This window comes from Legionella oakridgensis ATCC 33761 = DSM 21215 (genome assembly GCF_000512355.1).
Classification (GTDB): Bacteria; Pseudomonadota; Gammaproteobacteria; order Legionellales; family Legionellaceae; genus Legionella_A; species Legionella_A oakridgensis.
Genome location: NZ_CP004006.1, coordinates 616,340 through 632,082 on the forward strand (window position 1 = coordinate 616,340; position 15,743 = coordinate 632,082).

Here is a 15,743-nt window from a genome sequence, read left to right on the forward strand (position 1 = left end):
TGCCATAAAGACAATGGTGGTTTTTTCAAGACAAAGTAATTACTGTTATGTTTCATAAAATGAAATAAATTAATTGGGACGACTTAATTTGCGCAGAATATTATCATGATGTCTATATAAAAAACAGTGATATTCCAGATTTTATCAGATTTTTAATGGGAAACTTATACAATGAAAAGATATATTTGTTCATGGTGCTCAATAGAAAATGGCTGGACTTTCTGATAAACGCTTTTTATAAATGGGCCATTCTGGCATGAAGGTACTCATTAACTTATGGAATCGCTTGTTGTGACTTGCCTCTAATAAATGAACCATTTCATGCACAAGTACGTACTCCAGACATTCCAGTGGTTTTTGAATCAGGCAGGCATTCAGCCAGATTCTTTTTTCTCGTGTATTACAAGAACCCCAACGTGTTTTCATCGATTTTATTCTCCAGGCACTAACTTGCACATCGATGATAGGTTCCCATTTTTTGAGGAGTGTAGGAAGTTTGGATTTCATTTGCTGCCTATACCAGGTTTTTAATAAAAGGCGTTTTTCGGCGATGGTTGCCCCTGATTGAACATAGCAATGAATGAAGTGCTCATCCTGAAGAATGGTTGTCTGTTCTGAATCAGAATACATTTGCAATTCGTACGCTTTTCCTAGAAAAAAATGACGTTCGCCCGTTATCCATTGAGGGATGGCGGGTGCTTTAAAAGCCTGCAATCGTTTGCGGTGATGATTAATCCATTCATGCTTGCTTTGCAGAAAGTGATAAACCTCTGCATCCGTATATCGTATTGGTACACTAATTTTTACCTGTCCTTTCGTGTCAATACGAAGATTAATATTTTTAATTGGTTTTCGTGTCAATTCGACAAAATACCCATCCATTGCAATCATCATAAATGATTTCTACCCCATCATGTATTTAATAGGCATTCTTTTTTAAATGCATGCCTGTGCGCTAATCTTGTTTGAGTGATCTTAAAAGTATAAAAAATTTTAAGTCAAGTCTGTTTTTTTATTTTATTTGCTAGGATGGTTACCTTAATGCTTTATTTTCCTTTTCCAAGTCTCTGTGGATAATTTTCCAGTCCATTTGTTTGCCAATTCTTGATGTTTATTAAATTATTGTATTAATTTCAGGGCTGGTAAGGTTTTATCCGATTTCTTTTTCATTTTTGTTATCCACAAAATCTGTGGATAATTCTGTGTATAGAAAATCAAAACTAGATACAAGAAGTTTAAAACGATGTACTTATTGTTTTTTTCTGATGTCACGCAAGACATGATGCTCTTTGAAGGAATGCTATTTTTTTGAAGAGTGATGTGTTTTGGAGGTTCTTTGAAACGCAGGAGACAATGGAATTAGAGGATTCAGCCTTTGGCATCTGCACCAAAGGCTGATAAATAATATTATTCTTCTGAATCACTGCTTGTATCGCTATTGGTTCCTGTTGTGCCCGTTCCGGTGCTGGTGCCAGTTCCTGTGGTTGTGTCTGTTCCAGTGCTGGTACCGGTGGTTCCGTTGGTTGTGCTGGTATCCGTGGTGGCGTTAGTGTCGTTGGTTTGCGTGCCATTAACGGTGGTTTGTGGCTTTGTATTTGTATTGTCTGTGCCATTGGTTGTGTCATCAGCAAAGGCAACACTCATTGCACCAGCGGTTAATAATACGGCAATTAGTTTTTTCATAATAATTATCCTTCTTTATTCTAATGGTTAGTGTTTTTATTCTTCCTTTTTATAGCGGGAGAAATCGCTGTATAGAGTATAGCGCATGAAAAATATTTTGTTAGTAAGAATCCAGGCTTTTTTATAAAAATATTTTTTTGTACCTTCTTGATATCACACTATTTTAGACGAAGTTTTCGTTTATTAACCAAAATGGTCCAAGTTCAAAAAGAGAGAAGCTTGTAAAATATTATTTGATTGTGCGGGCGAAGAAAAGACGTATTGGTATATGTAACCTAATCCAAACTGCCAAACGTTCGATGTTTTATGTTCCAGGCCAATGTATAGGCGGTTTTGGTCAAGCGTTTTAGTGGTAATCCAGGAAACTCGGTTAAAATTAATAAAAATTTCATCGTAGCTTACCGCGCGCCACTTAGATTCAAGTGGGAAACTGATTATCAGTCGTTCACGTAAACGGTTTGCGATTCCTGAATAATGACTGGCTGTTCGTTGTTCCAGTCGGGAATTAATTCTTAATGTCTCGGGATTTTGGGAGTATATCCAATTTAATTGTTCCCATAGTCGGATTTCTTTGAGATTTTTCAGCGCATCCAGATCATTTAATACATACGTTGTGCCAATCCAGGCAGCCCATTGAGCAGCGAGAGAATGACCCGCACTTACATTTGTCAAAAATTGATCTATCGGGGTACCATGTTCATTGAATCGTAATTGTGATTGAATATCATAGGAATAGGAACCAATCGTGCCAGAAACGGACATAAGGGACCAGAAGCTGTAGCGATTTTGCACTGCCCACGTAGGGAAAGTTAAAAAGATTAAAATATAACCTAGCAAGCGATGATTAATCATGAATAAGAGCCTGACTGATTTTTCATTCTTGGTGATTATGAATTAAACCCATAAAATAAAAGTATAAACAAGGCATGATCAAACAAGCATTTCTTATCTTCATGGTGATTATCAGCCTTCAAGGCTGCAATGTGCACCATGCTGTTCCCCCTGTTAGGATACCTGAGCACTTTCCTTCTAGCACCGAGACTTATAAACACATCGATAATTTACCCTACGTTCGCTGGTGGCAGCAGTTTGATGATCCTCAATTGAACCGTTTAATGGAGTGTGGTTTAAGAAATAATATGGATATTCACATCGCTTTGGGTAATTTGCAACAGGCTCGAGGGGAATTGCAGCAGGTTAAACTCAGTTGGATCCCAATGTTGAAGTTGTTTGGGGGGTATTCTACAAATCCGGCGTTAGGTGTGCCGGGAGGGTTTTATGGAATGTGGCCTTATTATACGTTAAATATTGCAAAACAGATAAGCTTGCAGAATCAGGCTAAATGGAATGTCGATTATTATCGAGCCGCAATGGACGGTACCCGCCTAACGCTTATTGGACAAATTGCTTCTGCTTATTTCACGTTAATGGCACAAAAAGAACAATTGCGTTTATTAAAACAATTGGATGCTGATGTAAAAGAACTTATTGTCCTTAGCCGTAAAGACATTCAAATTGGTCTGCAAAATGAGATTGATTTAGCCAGTGTGTTGGTGGATGAGAGACTGATAGCCGCTCAAATGAAACCTATTGAACATAATCTTGTGGTTAGTGAAAATGCCTTACGTTATTTAATCAATGACAATCCTGGAAAAATAAAAAGCAAAAATAATTTTACCCATCTGGATTTTAGCCGTATAAAGCCGGGCAGCTTACCGGCCACGGTTTTAAATAATCGACCTGATTTGAAAATGGCGCGCTATGCGGTTAAACGCTCTCAAGCGGGTATTTGGTCGGCTTATAGCGATTTTTTTCCAGCCCTGCAGCTGGATGATTTTCTGGGGGAAGCTCATTTGCCTAATAGCACGTTTGAGCAGGCAACGGATGCGTATTTCCAAGGAGTCCTTGATCCGGCTACGTTTGGTAGAATTGCTACCCGTAAAGGGACTTATCATGCCGACATAGCAAATTATATCAAAACAGTGCGTCGTATTTTAAAAGAGGTGGATAATGATTTTTCTGCCAATAAGCGCTTCAACGAGTTATACGCTGAAAATCTGGCTGCTGAAAAAGACTATCGCCATAAATATGAATTACAAAAAGGGCTATTAAAAGCTGGTTTAATATCTTATAAAGTATTATTGGAAAGCAAGATATATCTTGACAATCTGGCGCTGTCAACGAATCAGGCCAAGCTGCAATTGGCGATGTCTATGGTCATGCTGTATCAGGATTTGGCAGGTGGTTATAAATGTTAATTTTTAAACTGTGGCTTGTATGCTCAATTTTTCTAGATCATTGCAAAGAGTAAGACAAGGGCTTTTTTATACAAGGCGTTGGATGACACTGCCCAATATCATTATTTTTATCGGATTGATTACGGCGCTCGTCTATGCTTTTTCATTTCTTTTTCCGTTTACTGATAATTCGTTTGTCGTCAATAACGTTCGACCCGTCGCGGCTCAGGTATCCGGTTTTATTACTCATATTGATGTAAAGAATGGCGAATATGTCCATAAAGGCCAGCGATTGTTTACCGTGTTTAAAGAGCCTTATCAATTGGCGGTTGAACAGTTGAGAGCAGATGTGGAGTCTGCTCGGGCAAAATGGTTTGCTTTGCAAACGACGTATGAACGTGATCAGAAAATCAGTGAAAATCATGAAAAAATATATATAAAGCTGGATCAAGATGATAAAAAATACCGAAAAGGGTATGAGATGAAATCTATTTCACTCATAACGCTGCAAAACTCCCAACAAGAGACACAAGCCGCCAAAGATCAATGGCAAGCCTCTTTGAAACAGTTAGAAATCGACAAGCATTACATTAAAGCACAGGAAAAAGAAATTAAATCCATCCTTGCCAGACTAAAAATTGCTGAAGTTAACCTGGATTTAACGGACGTACGTGCACAAAGTAATGGGGTGATTCAAAATTTATTTTATACGGTTGGTGCCCCGATCATTATCAATCAACCTTTGTTTTCTCTGGTTGATATCGATGATATTTATATTCAAGCTAATTTTAATGAAACCGATTTACGCGACGTTAGAAAAGGTGCCAAAGCTTTAATTTTTCCACGTATGTATCTGGGAAGAAAGATGTTTCATGGCGTTGTCGATTCAGATTACTGGTCTGCCAATCGACAAGAGGTGGACCATAGAACCCAGCTGCAAAACGTTCTTAATGAAAATCAATGGATATTGTTGCCGCAACGCTTACCGGTGATCATTAAAGTGACTGATCCCGATCCAAATTATCCCCTGAGAGTTGGGACCAGCGCGTATGTTTATATCAAAGCTGAGTGAGTGGTGGGATGAAGTAGACCCGTATGCGCTTCAGCGGCTTGCAATGTATAAGGCTTGTTTCGTCGCCACGATTCTGGTTTACATTTACTGGGTTTTTAAGCCGGCCAATTTTATGGCTTTTTTTGCGCCTTTTATTGTTGCGTCATTTTATGAAATGCCACTGATATCCAGTTTTAAAGAAAAAGAATTTCTTTTGCTGTTTATTTTTGTGGCTATGCTGGTGGTCAGCATTTCATTTTATCTTCTTGCTCCCATGCATTTTATGTTCTTGTTTTATGCACTTGGTGTTCTTGCAACGCTTTATTACCTCGTCCTTAAATTTTTTCCGCAATTAAAAAATTTAACCATGCTTATTCTGGCGGCTGGTGCTATGACTTTAACCATAAAACCACCAGCTCATTTTCAAATTGCCATTGAAATGTTTTCGTCCAGTATTTTGTCCATGGGGGGCATCCTCATTTGCTTGAAAATTTTTCCCAATAAATATCTTTATATTTGGTGTCGAGCCTTGCAAAAATTCATTCAATGTCTGGAAAGTGATATTCAGGCAGCCATCTCAACACGGGATAAATATGCCATTGTAGAAGAAGTCAATCATCTTGGAATGATGCGTGCCTGCCGAAAGCTGATCCCTAAAAGATATTTAATCCATACGTATCGAATGTCGGTGAATATTCGCAATATTCAATTTGCGCTGGATAACCTTTTTATGAAAAGAAGAATGATGAATTTTGGACAGGCATTAAAAATCATTTGTATCTTTTAAGAATACATATGAAAAATTGGTCATTAGGTGATTTAACGGGTGAGGAAATCAAACCTGAGACTGAATTGCAGTGCTATGTTGTCTATTGTCTGAATAAAGTAATACGTTCTTGGAATCAGTTATGCAGCATGCGCTTGCCTTAAAAAAAAGATTGGAATACGCACGATTCAGTCATTTGCTCATCATGTTTATTATAGCGGTCATGATTTATGCATTTTCCACCTTGCCTCATAAGTGGTGGATTTTTCTTACCATTTTAGTTATTAGTTCTGGTGTGGAGCCTGGGCTTATTATCCGGCGCTCGATTCATCGTATCGGCGGCACCTTGCTTGCTCTGTTGTTTTTAATTCCTTTGCTTTATTTTTTACAGCTGAATTATCGACTGATTCCGGTCTTTTTTATTGTTGCAGTCATTGGTATGGCAGTGACTTCACTAAACCCTGGTCGTTACGATATTTGTGTGTTTTTTATTACGGTGGTGGTGTTTTTATTGGTGGCTCAAACGGTTGAAGTCGTGACACCGGAAGGTCCCGTTGAAATGGTTCTTAATCGGGGCATATGCACCATCATTGGTATTATGATCATCATTGCGGGCGATTATTTTCTATTTCGTGCTTATCGTTATTCGCAAAAGCTTTATTTATATCATCAACTAATGGTGTATGATTTTCTGAGAGACATTATTGTAAAGATTGAGCAGGCTCGCTTGCAAGAAATCAATAGTTTTCAATTTATAGAACAATTGCGAAATGAATTTAATGAACATTTCGCGCCTATTGCCATTAGCTCTGAAAATTTAAAACTGGATTTAAAAGCCAGCGCTGAAATGAAACAACAAGTGGAAATCTTTCAGGAAACCATTTGGAAAATCAGGCGATTGGTTTTTGCATTGTGTTTTTCAGAAGTGATTTTGCCTTCTCCTATGGCTACTAGAGAACATCTTCACCGTTATCATCAATTAATGACTAAAGCACATGACGCGTTAATTCATAGTGAGCACTAGGCGTTCATATCCGTGCTTGCGTATGATCAGTATCCTTATCTTGTTTTATTGCTGGGGCAGAGTTTGCAATCTCGGTCAGCAAGGAAGAGGTTCTGGTACTAAAGGTGCCATCTGCAGCCTTCGAATGAGTTTTCAGTACGTCTTCGCATAAAGGGCAGCGGCATTGCCTAAACTCCGGGAGAAATCATTATTTAAAAGTGTAGGATATGTTTATTTTTTACAAAAAAAAGGCAACTCCCCACGTCATCCCGAGTGCAGCGAGGGATCTGCCTGCAGTGGCACAATTTTTAAAGTAGCGATGGATACAAATCGTTCCATTCAGGATTCAATGCATTAATCAAATCATGCTTCTTTTTTCGAGACCACCCTTTGATTTGTTTTTCTCGCTCAATAGCCATGACGATGCCTGAACAAACTTCAAAATAAACCAGTCGATCCACATTGTATTTTTGGGTAAATCCAGCCACCAGTTTATTTTTGTGTTCATAAACACGGCGTATCAAATCATTGGTAACACCGGTATACAAAACATTATTGTGTTTATTGGTCAGAAGGTAAACGTAAGACTCCGTACGCATATACTATTCCTTGCTCTGTTGGACTGTATTGTTATCTCAGATTCCTGATAACACAGGGATAGTACCAGAAAATATAGATTGGATGGAACTGATAATGCTTAATCCTTGTTTACGGATCGTACTGATAAATCCTCGGATACGAGCAAATTGTTCAGCGCCTTGAGCGGTCCGAAAACCACCGGATATTTTTTGTTTGCATTTCATCATTCGTAAATCACGCTCAGCATCATTATTGGTAAATGGAACTGCCAGATCATGAAAAAACCGTAAAACGTCTTGTTTGTAATGAAATAAACGCCACAAGAGGTTGTGACCTGTCCGTCGAGGTTTGTCGACCCTGTTTGCCTTTGCATGGCAATGGCGGCAGCGTTTCATGATACGCCAGCCCATCTCGAATAATCTTCTTGTAGATGTTGGTCAACCGCTTGATGCGAGCAACAGGTATTGCATGATGTTCATTAAAATGACGACAGCGAAGAGCAACACGTAATAGTCGGGTCATAGCCTGTGCCCATGGTTCTTTGTCATGCTCGGTTATTGCTTTTAATTCACGCAAGTGATGCTGGTTGCATAGGGCATGCTCCACACCTCCCAAATTGTAATAACTTTTCAGTGATCATGAATGACGGTACCTGAAAGGCCATCCAGTAATGATTTTCATTTTGGAGATATGTGATAATAAGTTGCCGTTTTAGTCGATGCCACATGCAACCATTGTGTTTTTCCGGCCACACGAAACCCTGTTTCATCCAGGTTTTTTACGGCAGCAGTTTTGACTGCAGACAATACCGATTCTTCAAATGATGCCAATGTATCAAAGGCAATCCGGTTATATCCAGTCCGTGTTGCAGTAGCCAGTTGAATTCCGTACAGGTCATAAAACAACTGTTGCAGCCTGTCTTCTGGAATAAAATGCTGATATTGATAATACACGCTCCAACTACGAATAACTTCACCGTATTGGACAGGGGCAAGAACACCTGCAGGAAATGCTGCTGTTATCGTTTTATTACAGCACTCGCAATATTTTACTTCAGCCTGATGTTCCGTGACTTCAATTTTGGGTAGTGGAATATCAAAAACCTGGCGCTTCACAATTCCAATCACCGGCGTTGAAACTAATGAACCATAACAATCCGGGCATGTTAGCAATACATGGTTTTTGACAACATCTGGTGATTTAATCTGTTTTAACGTTTCGCCCTTGTGGCCTTTTGGGCCACCACTGTTACGTTTCCCATTTTCACGTAGTGATGTCGTACGGCGTAGTTTGCCTAACCCGTCACTTGAGGGGGGGCTTTGAGCTGTTGCTGCTATTCTTGTTCAGTCGTTTTTCCAGCTCTGCTATTCGTGCAGCTATTTGATCATAACCGCATAATTTTTCAAGTGTTTTTTACATTAATTTAATACCTGCCAGTTGCTGGAGATCCCTCGCTGCACTCGGGATGACGTGGGGAGTTACAAAAAAAGATAATATATCCATTTAAATACTGATTATCGCTCGCCAACTTCTTTAAAATCTCGTTCACCAAATATCGCTGATGGATGGGTGTAATATTTAAATTCAAGCAAATTATTGCTTGGATCTTTCAGGAAAAAAGATTGATGTTCTATGGTTGATTGCGCAAAGCGGACTTTAAGCGGTATTTCGAAGGGGATATTTTGCGCTTCAATACGTTGAATAAATGCATCAAATGCTTCTTTTTCAAGAAAGATCAAACCGAAATGACGGGGGTAAATGCTTGTTTGTAATGGCAGTGGGGTATCAATTTTATGAGCAACAATTTGATGGCCGCCAAATTCAAGAATTAATGCATGTTCTGATTCTCTTCCTATATTAAAACCTAATTGTTGATGATAAAACGCTTTAGCCGCTTCAAAATCATGCACCGGAAAGGCTAAGTGGAATAGGGTAGTCATTGGCATCAAATTCCTCGTTGATAATCTTCATTGAAGAGTTAAGCATAACTGATTTATAGTGATTATACGCTGATTTTTATGGACGAAAGATGCGTACAGGAGAACACTATGCCGGTGGGCTTGCCATACATTTTTTTGAATCTTCGGAGTTTGAAACGGGACACTCAGCCTCTGCTAAGGATAGAGCGGCTATTTTAGCAAGGAATGTCTTGCGTCTTATCATGATGGGGTGGCGGGATAATTGGACGGATCTTATTTCCTGGCAGACGCTTAATGCCGTACTGGTTGCGCGTGACCCGCATATCACGCGAGGATTGCGGTTTGCGTTTCAGGAAGGATTCAAGCATGTTTTTTCCCAATTGCAGGATGCGTCTCATACTGCACTGCAACGCAATCAGGCAGAGTTATTTATCAATAATTGTCTGATGTATTTGCCTTATGCCGATATCAATCCTTATGAATCATTTGCTATCCCGCAGTGGCTGGGAGGTCGTTGGCAATTAGTTGATTATAAAGTTGTGCCAATTGAATTAACACCGACGGTTGGTTTTGAAACATTGGTACTGTCAGAATACGACCGTGTATTTGCTTATGGATTAGAGCCCATACATCATCCACAGGCTGAGCCTCATTTGCTTTTTATGGGCACCACGTATCCCGCAGGGCAAGGATTTTATACAACGGTCAATACGGATTTGGAAGCGTTTGAAACGGCAGGAAAAAAACTGTATCGCAGCGGACGGAATAATATTCGTCACTGGTTAGAAAGCCAAACACAAAAGGTGCATGTCTGTGGAACCAGCTTAGGCGGAGCACTTTCTTTATTATTGGCAATTGATCAAGGTGACAGATTATCAAGAGTAGATGCCTTAAATCCGCCGGGTTTGCATGATCCATGGCTAAGAAAGAGCCGTTTTGATCATTGGGATGAATTGGCAGAAAAACCGGAAGTTTACATTCAAAGGCAAGGGAATGATCCAATTTCTCGTTTTGGGGTTTGGAAAACCGACTGGCATCTGCTGCATGTGATTCCGCCCCCAGACCGCAAAGGCTTAAATCGGTTTACGGATCATGCATTAAATTATGCAGGGTATGCTAATACCCAATTTTTAGGGATAGACACAGAAGCGGATAATAAAAAAAATCAGCAACGGAATATTTGGTTGTATGGGTTATTGCGCAGTGCAGTTTATTATACAACATTGGTTCCGGTTCGTTACGGTATTCTACCTGCTGCCCGATTTGCAGCCAGCCATAAATTACAAACCGGGATTATTTTATTGTTGTTGATGTTATTTTTATTATGTACACCAACCCTTAGCTTGTCTGCACTGCCCTATGCCCTGTTGTCGATTATAAGTGTCGGTTATTTATTGACGCTTCTTCTTTCGTACGTAGGCGATCAAGTGACAGGGCGCAATAACTCGGATTTATCACAATTTCTTGCATACTTGGGAGATAATCCTAAGTTTGTACAACATGCATTGTTTTTGTGTTTTCCGCTCGCTATAATGCCTGCATTGGGTGTTTTTGTTCCTGGTTTTTTGCAAACCGCATTGCCATCTTTTTCAACAACTGTTACTGTTGCTCCGTTGGCAGCACGTCTTTGCATTCAATTGAATAGGATGTTGCACCTATTTTCAGGACGAGAGGTGAGAAATGAGCTGGTTTGTCATCGCGCTGAACTTGAACGTCACCCTGAGCTGGATATATATGCAAATACCGTTAAGGCTGAGTTCACTTATAAGGAAATTCATGCTTATTATCGTGCCAAACGATGTGTGTTGAAAGGTAAGCCTTTTCTTCCTGATACACCAGGGAAGCTCATGTTTTTTTCTTCCAGAGGGGTGGCAAAATCTAAGCATGAACTCTTAAGAGAAGAGGTTGATGCGATGGCGGAGGGGCAAATATTAACGCTTTCTGCCTCTAAGGCAAAGATACATGAGATGAAAAAAACACTTAAGCTTGTTTCTCGCCATGGGTTTCATACTCCTGGTTTGAAAGCAGCCTTGGAGGAAAGTTATCAGGCTTATTTAAAAGGAAAAAACAGACCTCTTGCATAACCTGATTATTCTATTTTAGGGCAAGACGCAAACGATTTTGAGGGGCGGAGTTTCTATGGAGTAAATGAGCACCGCAGAACTGTTTGCAACGCAGCAATAAAACGAAAGAGGCAGGTTATGCAAGAGATCTAATGGCTGGGATGTCGTTATAAAAACTATGGAAAACTATAAAATTCAACCAAGTACTGACAGGATTTAATTCATTATGCAAAATCTTCAAATTTTCTTGCTATATAACCATCCCGATTATTTTACCAAAGAACCGTTGCTTAAACAGTTAAAAGAGTTTGCAAGCCTTGATTTGGACGCGGAATTTGCGAAATTATCACGCAAGTGTGCGGCTGCAATAGAACGTTATAAACAAGCCGATGAACGTCAGTTTCAAGGCGCTGATTTTTTAAATTTATTACAACAACTCACGGAAGGGCTGCAGAAGTTTTCTGCAAAACCGGTGTTCAATACAGATGCGGCGCGCCATGCACATGCAGAATTTGTTCATTATTTAAGGCACTTGCGTACTGAAGTTGTCGTTGATTTTATTGTGGATAGGGATGGACGAGAGACTTCAGCACAATATGATTTACCGGCTATTAAGGAAGCCACTAAAAAACAGGTGGCCCAAGGGATAGCAGCTGTCACTCAGAATTTGACTCGAAATATTTCACAAAGGATTTCAGAGTTTCAGAAGCGTGTAGAAGGATTACTGGAAAAACAATTACAGGCGTTAAGAATCATTCAAGTGCAGCAGGCACATGAAGCACATGTTGCAGCTACCCAGGCGTTAGCTTTTATTAAAGAACGTTTTGAAGCATGGCAAGAACGCTCATCTGCGGAAGACGCTTCTTATGATCCGCAATCGATATTGGATCATCTGCTCAAGATAGAAAAGCAACAAAAGCGAATCCAAACCTTGGTTATGCAAGCTGGTCATAATCGTGATACTTATCCTGGTTCAGCTACAGCACAGAGTGTTCCTGGTGAATTAGCGACGTTTAATGACTCCGTGGAGGCTATACAACGCCATGCCTTGAAGTTGTGGCAAACCATGCAGGGCGTTACAGCGGAAGAACAAGCAGCGGCAGCCAGAGAACGTTCAAGTGCAAAAAAAGCACTTAAACATAAATTAGATAGAATCATTAAACTGGTTGGCGATTATGCGGCTGAATTAAAAGAAGAGAAAAAAAGCTGGAGCTATTTTTTCAATGTATTTCATTGGTCAAGAAAAGAAGCAAAAATCAAATATTGTGATGATTTGCTGCGGGAGTTAAGCGAGGCAAGGGAAAATATAACCCATGCGACCAATTTGCGCGTGTTGGTCAGAGTGGCTCATCAAAAAGCATATGAACAATCGAAGGATAAGTCGGCTATTATGGCTGGAGGTAGTTACGTCGGAACTAGCCGTCTGTTGAGTTTACAACGGTTACTTGATATTGAGAGCGCCTGGCAACATGGCAAATCAAAATTTGGCTTTTTCTGTACTACGGCATCGGATTTCCATGGCCTTAAAGCAACAGGAATTATCGAAACAAAAGATGGAAAAATTCGGCGCGTGATTAATAATTTTTATCAAGGCACCGAAGCCCAAGAAGAGGAATACAATCAATTGATAAGTCAATCACTTAAATTATAAATATTTTCAACTCAACATGTGCCGTTTTAACGGCACATTCTTTTCTTGCCAGCATTTGTCTTACCAGGGAGTAGTACTGCAGCAGGTGGTTGTTGGATAATTGAAGGATAATAAATTGCTGCCGCCACACAAATCGCAACTGCCAGTAAATCCGCATGCAGCTAATGAACTGATTGAAATTAAAAGAAAAGCTGAGAGGATTAGTTTTTTCATACCAGCATCCTTGTCTTCATTTTTATTGTAATATTATCTTACAATAAGATTTTGTTTTTACAAATTAATCATTCGGTGATGTAATTAGCTTAAATAAATATGGCAAAATTCATTTTTTTGACTATGCTTTTATTGTGCACTGCAATAGAGGAAGGCAAAATTATGGGGCAGGGAAGTCAAAAGAAAACCAGTGAATTATTGACGAGTGAAGTCATTACCACTCAGAAAAACCTGAATTCTGCCATGGAAGAACTCGCTGACAATCTGCTCTCATTCGAACAATCCGTGCTGAAAAACAATACCAATGCCATTAAACGCGCCGAATTTTTGGACCGTATCTTTCATGCCAATTTGGGTCGGATGACGACCGGCTTATCGCCAGCCGCGCTTGTTATTGCTTACACAGACTGGTGTGCTCATATAGCCATATCCCCCAATAAACGGCTGCAATTATTAGAGAGTGCTGGCAAAAAAATAACTGATTTTTGGAAAAACATTACGGATTATGTCTATAAAAAAGAGCTTCAATGCTTTGAGACAAAAGATAAACGCTTTAATCAGCGTTTCAAAGACGATTCCTGGAAAGCATGGCCGTATTGCGCGATAGCACAAAGTTTTTTACAAATGGAAGATTGGTGGCAGGAAGCAACGGATATTCGTGGACTAGAAAAAAATCATAAAGATTTGGTGTCTTTTGTACGGTATCAATGGATTAATGCGCTCTCCCCAGAAAACAGTCCTTTTTTAAATCCTCAAGTATTGGAAAAAACAATCGAAACCAAAGGGCAAAATTTGGTGGATGGATGGCGAAATTTCCAGAATGATGTTTGGCGATATTTAAAAGGAGAACGGGCAATAGGAACAGAACATTATGTTGTTGGCAAAGATGTTGCTGTTACCAAGGGAAAGATAGTTTATCGGAATGAGCTTTTTGAGTTGATCCAATATGCTCCACAAACGAAACAGGTTTATTCGGAACCCGTGTTGATTATACCGGCCTGGATCATGAAATATTACATTCTTGATTTATCTCCTCATAATTCCATGGTGAATTATCTGGTTAAAAAAGGTCACACGGTATTCATGATGTCATGGAAAAATCCAGATGAGCGATATCGCGATTATGGCATGCAGGATTATTTAAAAAAGGGCGTGATTGAAGCGCTGGATGCAGTAACAGCAATAACACAACAAAAGAAGATCCATGCCACGGGGTATTGCATTGGTGGCACGATCCTGACCATGGCGGCTTCTTATCTTGTCAGGCATCATGATCATCGTTTAAAAACGATTACTTTATTCGCAGCCCAGACTGATTTTGAAGAGGCGGGGGAGTTGATGACATTTATTGATGAAAATCAGCTTTGCTATTTGGAAGACATCATGTTTTCACAAGGTTATTTGCGAGGTGACCAAATGTCTTCTACGTTTGATATGCTAAGGCCTCGACAATTGATTTGGTCAAAAGCTGTTCAGCAATACTTGCTTGGTGAGCGGCAGTCTATGAATGATTTGATGGCATGGAACGAAGACGTTACCCGCCTGCCTTATAAAATGCATGCAGAATATTTACGCCATTTGCATTTGAATAATGATTTGGCAGAAGGAGACTATCGCATTGATGGCGAGCCAGTCACTTTGGAAGACATTCAAACCCCATTGTTTGTCGTAGCTACCGAAAAAGATCATATTGCCCCTTGGAAATCCGTTTATAAAATCCATCTCTATCCAGAGCGTGCAGAAGTCACTTTTGTTTTGGCCAATAGAGGTCATAATGGCGGGATTGTTTCTGAACCTGGCCACAAGGGGCGGAGTTATCGTATGGGAAAAACTCCACCTGATTCACCTTATAAGACACCCGATGATTGGTATCAGCATCATAAAAGCCGGCCTGGCTCATGGTGGGCGGCTTGGCATCGCTGGCTGGCAGAGCAATCGGGTTCTAAAAGTGCTCCTCCGTCGATGGGTGCTCCAGAAAGAGGATATAACATTCTCGAAGAGGCACCTGGTGTTTATGTGAAAGAAAGATAAACAAAACTCACGGAATTTCTCAATGGCATTGAGTTTCCGTGAAGCTTTGTATAAGTGCCTGTCTGCAGTGTAACGTCTAGTTTTCCAAGGTAGCTTCCATGGTTATTTTTGCCCGCATTAATTTTGAGACAGGGCAATTTTCCTTGGCTTGCTGTGCTGCCTTATCGAAGGTGGCTTGTGAAGCATTTGGAATTCGTGCAGCAACTTTTAAATGAATGACTGGGATTGCAAACCCATCGTCGAATTTTTCCAGGGTGACGGTCGCTGTTGTTTTTATATGGTCAGCAGTTAATCCTTCTTTTGCCAGTTGTCCGGAAAGTGCCATCGAAAAACAACCGGCATGGGCGGCTGCAATCAATTCTTCAGGGTTGGTTCCTTTTCCTTCTTCAAAACGATCTTTAAAGGAATATTGGGTATCCGAGAGAATGCCACTGTCTGTGGTTAGATTTCCTTTGCCATCTTTCAAACCTCCTGTCCATACCGCAGTAGCCGAACGTTTCATAAAGTCTCCTATTTTGTGTTTGTTGTCAGTGAATTTGGTATGAAA

The 15,743-nt window shown here is 40.0% G+C and carries 17 protein-coding genes and 1 pseudogene; 7 read left to right on the forward strand and 11 right to left on the reverse strand.

From position 1 onward, the window contains the following. Window positions 1-198 precede the first annotated feature (198 nt). The 3 genes from LOA_RS03035 to LOA_RS03045 form a co-directional block, all read right to left on the reverse strand. Window positions 199-894: a M48 family metallopeptidase gene (locus tag LOA_RS03035; RefSeq protein ID WP_025385090.1), complete on the reverse strand. Its 696-nt coding sequence runs from the start codon at window positions 892-894 to the stop codon at window positions 199-201. A 513-nt stretch (window positions 895-1,407) separates the two neighbouring features. After that, window positions 1,408-1,683, reverse strand: coding sequence for a hypothetical protein (locus LOA_RS03040; protein WP_025385091.1), 276 nt, complete (start codon window positions 1,681-1,683; stop codon window positions 1,408-1,410). Window positions 1,684-1,866: 183 nt separating this feature from the next. Further along, window positions 1,867-2,535 carry a DUF2490 domain-containing protein gene (locus tag LOA_RS03045; RefSeq protein ID WP_025385092.1) on the reverse strand — a complete coding sequence of 223 codons (669 nt, stop codon included), beginning with the start codon at window positions 2,533-2,535 and terminating at the stop codon, window positions 1,867-1,869. 74 nt (window positions 2,536-2,609) lie between these two features. Between LOA_RS03045 and LOA_RS03050 the strand changes: the two genes are divergently transcribed. The 4 genes from LOA_RS03050 (at window position 2,610) to LOA_RS03065 (ending at window position 6,761) form a co-directional block, all read left to right on the forward strand. Continuing rightward, window positions 2,610-3,941, forward strand: coding sequence for a TolC family protein (locus LOA_RS03050; protein WP_025385093.1), 1,332 nt, complete (start codon window positions 2,610-2,612; stop codon window positions 3,939-3,941). A gap of 82 nt (window positions 3,942-4,023) precedes the next feature. Continuing rightward, the gene (locus tag LOA_RS03055) at window positions 4,024-4,992 is read left to right on the forward strand and encodes an HlyD family secretion protein (RefSeq protein ID WP_420324030.1); all 969 of its coding nucleotides are present in this window, start codon (window positions 4,024-4,026) and stop codon (window positions 4,990-4,992) included. After that, window positions 4,970-5,758 carry a hypothetical protein gene (locus tag LOA_RS03060; RefSeq protein WP_238551309.1) on the forward strand — a complete coding sequence of 263 codons (789 nt, stop codon included), beginning with the start codon at window positions 4,970-4,972 and terminating at the stop codon, window positions 5,756-5,758. The genes LOA_RS03055 and LOA_RS03060 overlap by 23 nt, the downstream gene beginning before the upstream one ends. Window positions 5,759-5,879: 121 nt before the next feature. Further along, a complete protein-coding gene (locus LOA_RS03065) occupies window positions 5,880-6,761 on the forward strand; it encodes an FUSC family protein (protein ID WP_025385095.1) in 882 nt (293 codons plus the stop codon). A 287-nt stretch (window positions 6,762-7,048) separates the two neighbouring features. Here LOA_RS03065 and LOA_RS03070 read toward each other — a convergent pair whose 3' ends face one another. From LOA_RS03070 to LOA_RS03085, 6 genes and pseudogenes are all read right to left on the reverse strand, one after another. Then, window positions 7,049-7,339: a GIY-YIG nuclease family protein gene (locus tag LOA_RS03070; protein WP_025385096.1), complete on the reverse strand. Its 291-nt coding sequence runs from the start codon at window positions 7,337-7,339 to the stop codon at window positions 7,049-7,051. A 36-nt stretch (window positions 7,340-7,375) separates the two neighbouring features. After that, window positions 7,376-7,729 (reverse strand): IS66 family transposase, encoded by a 354-nt coding sequence (locus LOA_RS15705; protein ID WP_118996613.1) that lies wholly within the window; start codon window positions 7,727-7,729, stop codon window positions 7,376-7,378. Window positions 7,730-7,808: 79 nt separating this feature from the next. Beyond that, window positions 7,809-7,934: pseudogene (locus LOA_RS15710) on the reverse strand (hypothetical protein); the annotation flags it as partial. Between the two features lie 62 nt (window positions 7,935-7,996). Beyond that, complete coding sequence (locus LOA_RS15715) at window positions 7,997-8,491, reverse strand: IS66 family transposase (protein ID WP_274544619.1); 495 nt, start codon at window positions 8,489-8,491, stop codon at window positions 7,997-7,999. Window positions 8,492-8,621: 130 nt separating this feature from the next. Next, a complete protein-coding gene (locus LOA_RS16150; protein WP_420795672.1) occupies window positions 8,622-8,699 on the reverse strand; it encodes a DUF6444 domain-containing protein in 78 nt (25 codons plus the stop codon). A gap of 134 nt (window positions 8,700-8,833) precedes the next feature. Continuing rightward, window positions 8,834-9,259, reverse strand: a complete 426-nt coding sequence (locus tag LOA_RS03085; protein ID WP_025385097.1) for a VOC family protein — start codon at window positions 9,257-9,259, stop codon at window positions 8,834-8,836. A gap of 89 nt (window positions 9,260-9,348) precedes the next feature. Here LOA_RS03085 and LOA_RS13620 point away from each other — a divergent pair, with 89 nt between their 5' ends. Both LOA_RS13620 and LOA_RS03095 read left to right on the forward strand, forming a co-directional pair. Further along, window positions 9,349-11,322, forward strand: a complete 1,974-nt coding sequence (locus tag LOA_RS13620; RefSeq protein ID WP_025385098.1) for a hypothetical protein — start codon at window positions 9,349-9,351, stop codon at window positions 11,320-11,322. A gap of 205 nt (window positions 11,323-11,527) precedes the next feature. After that, window positions 11,528-12,952, forward strand: a complete 1,425-nt coding sequence (locus LOA_RS03095) for a hypothetical protein (protein WP_025385099.1) — start codon at window positions 11,528-11,530, stop codon at window positions 12,950-12,952. Window positions 12,953-13,012: 60 nt separating this feature from the next. Here LOA_RS03095 and LOA_RS14635 read toward each other — a convergent pair whose 3' ends face one another. Further along, entirely contained in the window at window positions 13,013-13,165 is a 153-nt protein-coding gene (locus LOA_RS14635; protein WP_155831612.1) for a hypothetical protein, read from the reverse strand. Window positions 13,166-13,327: 162 nt separating this feature from the next. Between LOA_RS14635 and LOA_RS03100 the strand changes: the two genes are divergently transcribed. Further along, window positions 13,328-15,196 (forward strand): PHA/PHB synthase family protein, encoded by a 1,869-nt coding sequence (locus tag LOA_RS03100; protein WP_202961894.1) that lies wholly within the window; start codon window positions 13,328-13,330, stop codon window positions 15,194-15,196. Between the two features lie 76 nt (window positions 15,197-15,272). On the opposite strand, the gene LOA_RS03105 is transcribed toward LOA_RS03100, so the two are convergent. Further along, window positions 15,273-15,698 carry an OsmC family protein gene (locus tag LOA_RS03105; RefSeq protein ID WP_025385101.1) on the reverse strand — a complete coding sequence of 142 codons (426 nt, stop codon included), beginning with the start codon at window positions 15,696-15,698 and terminating at the stop codon, window positions 15,273-15,275. Between the last annotated feature and the right edge of the window lie 45 nt (window positions 15,699-15,743).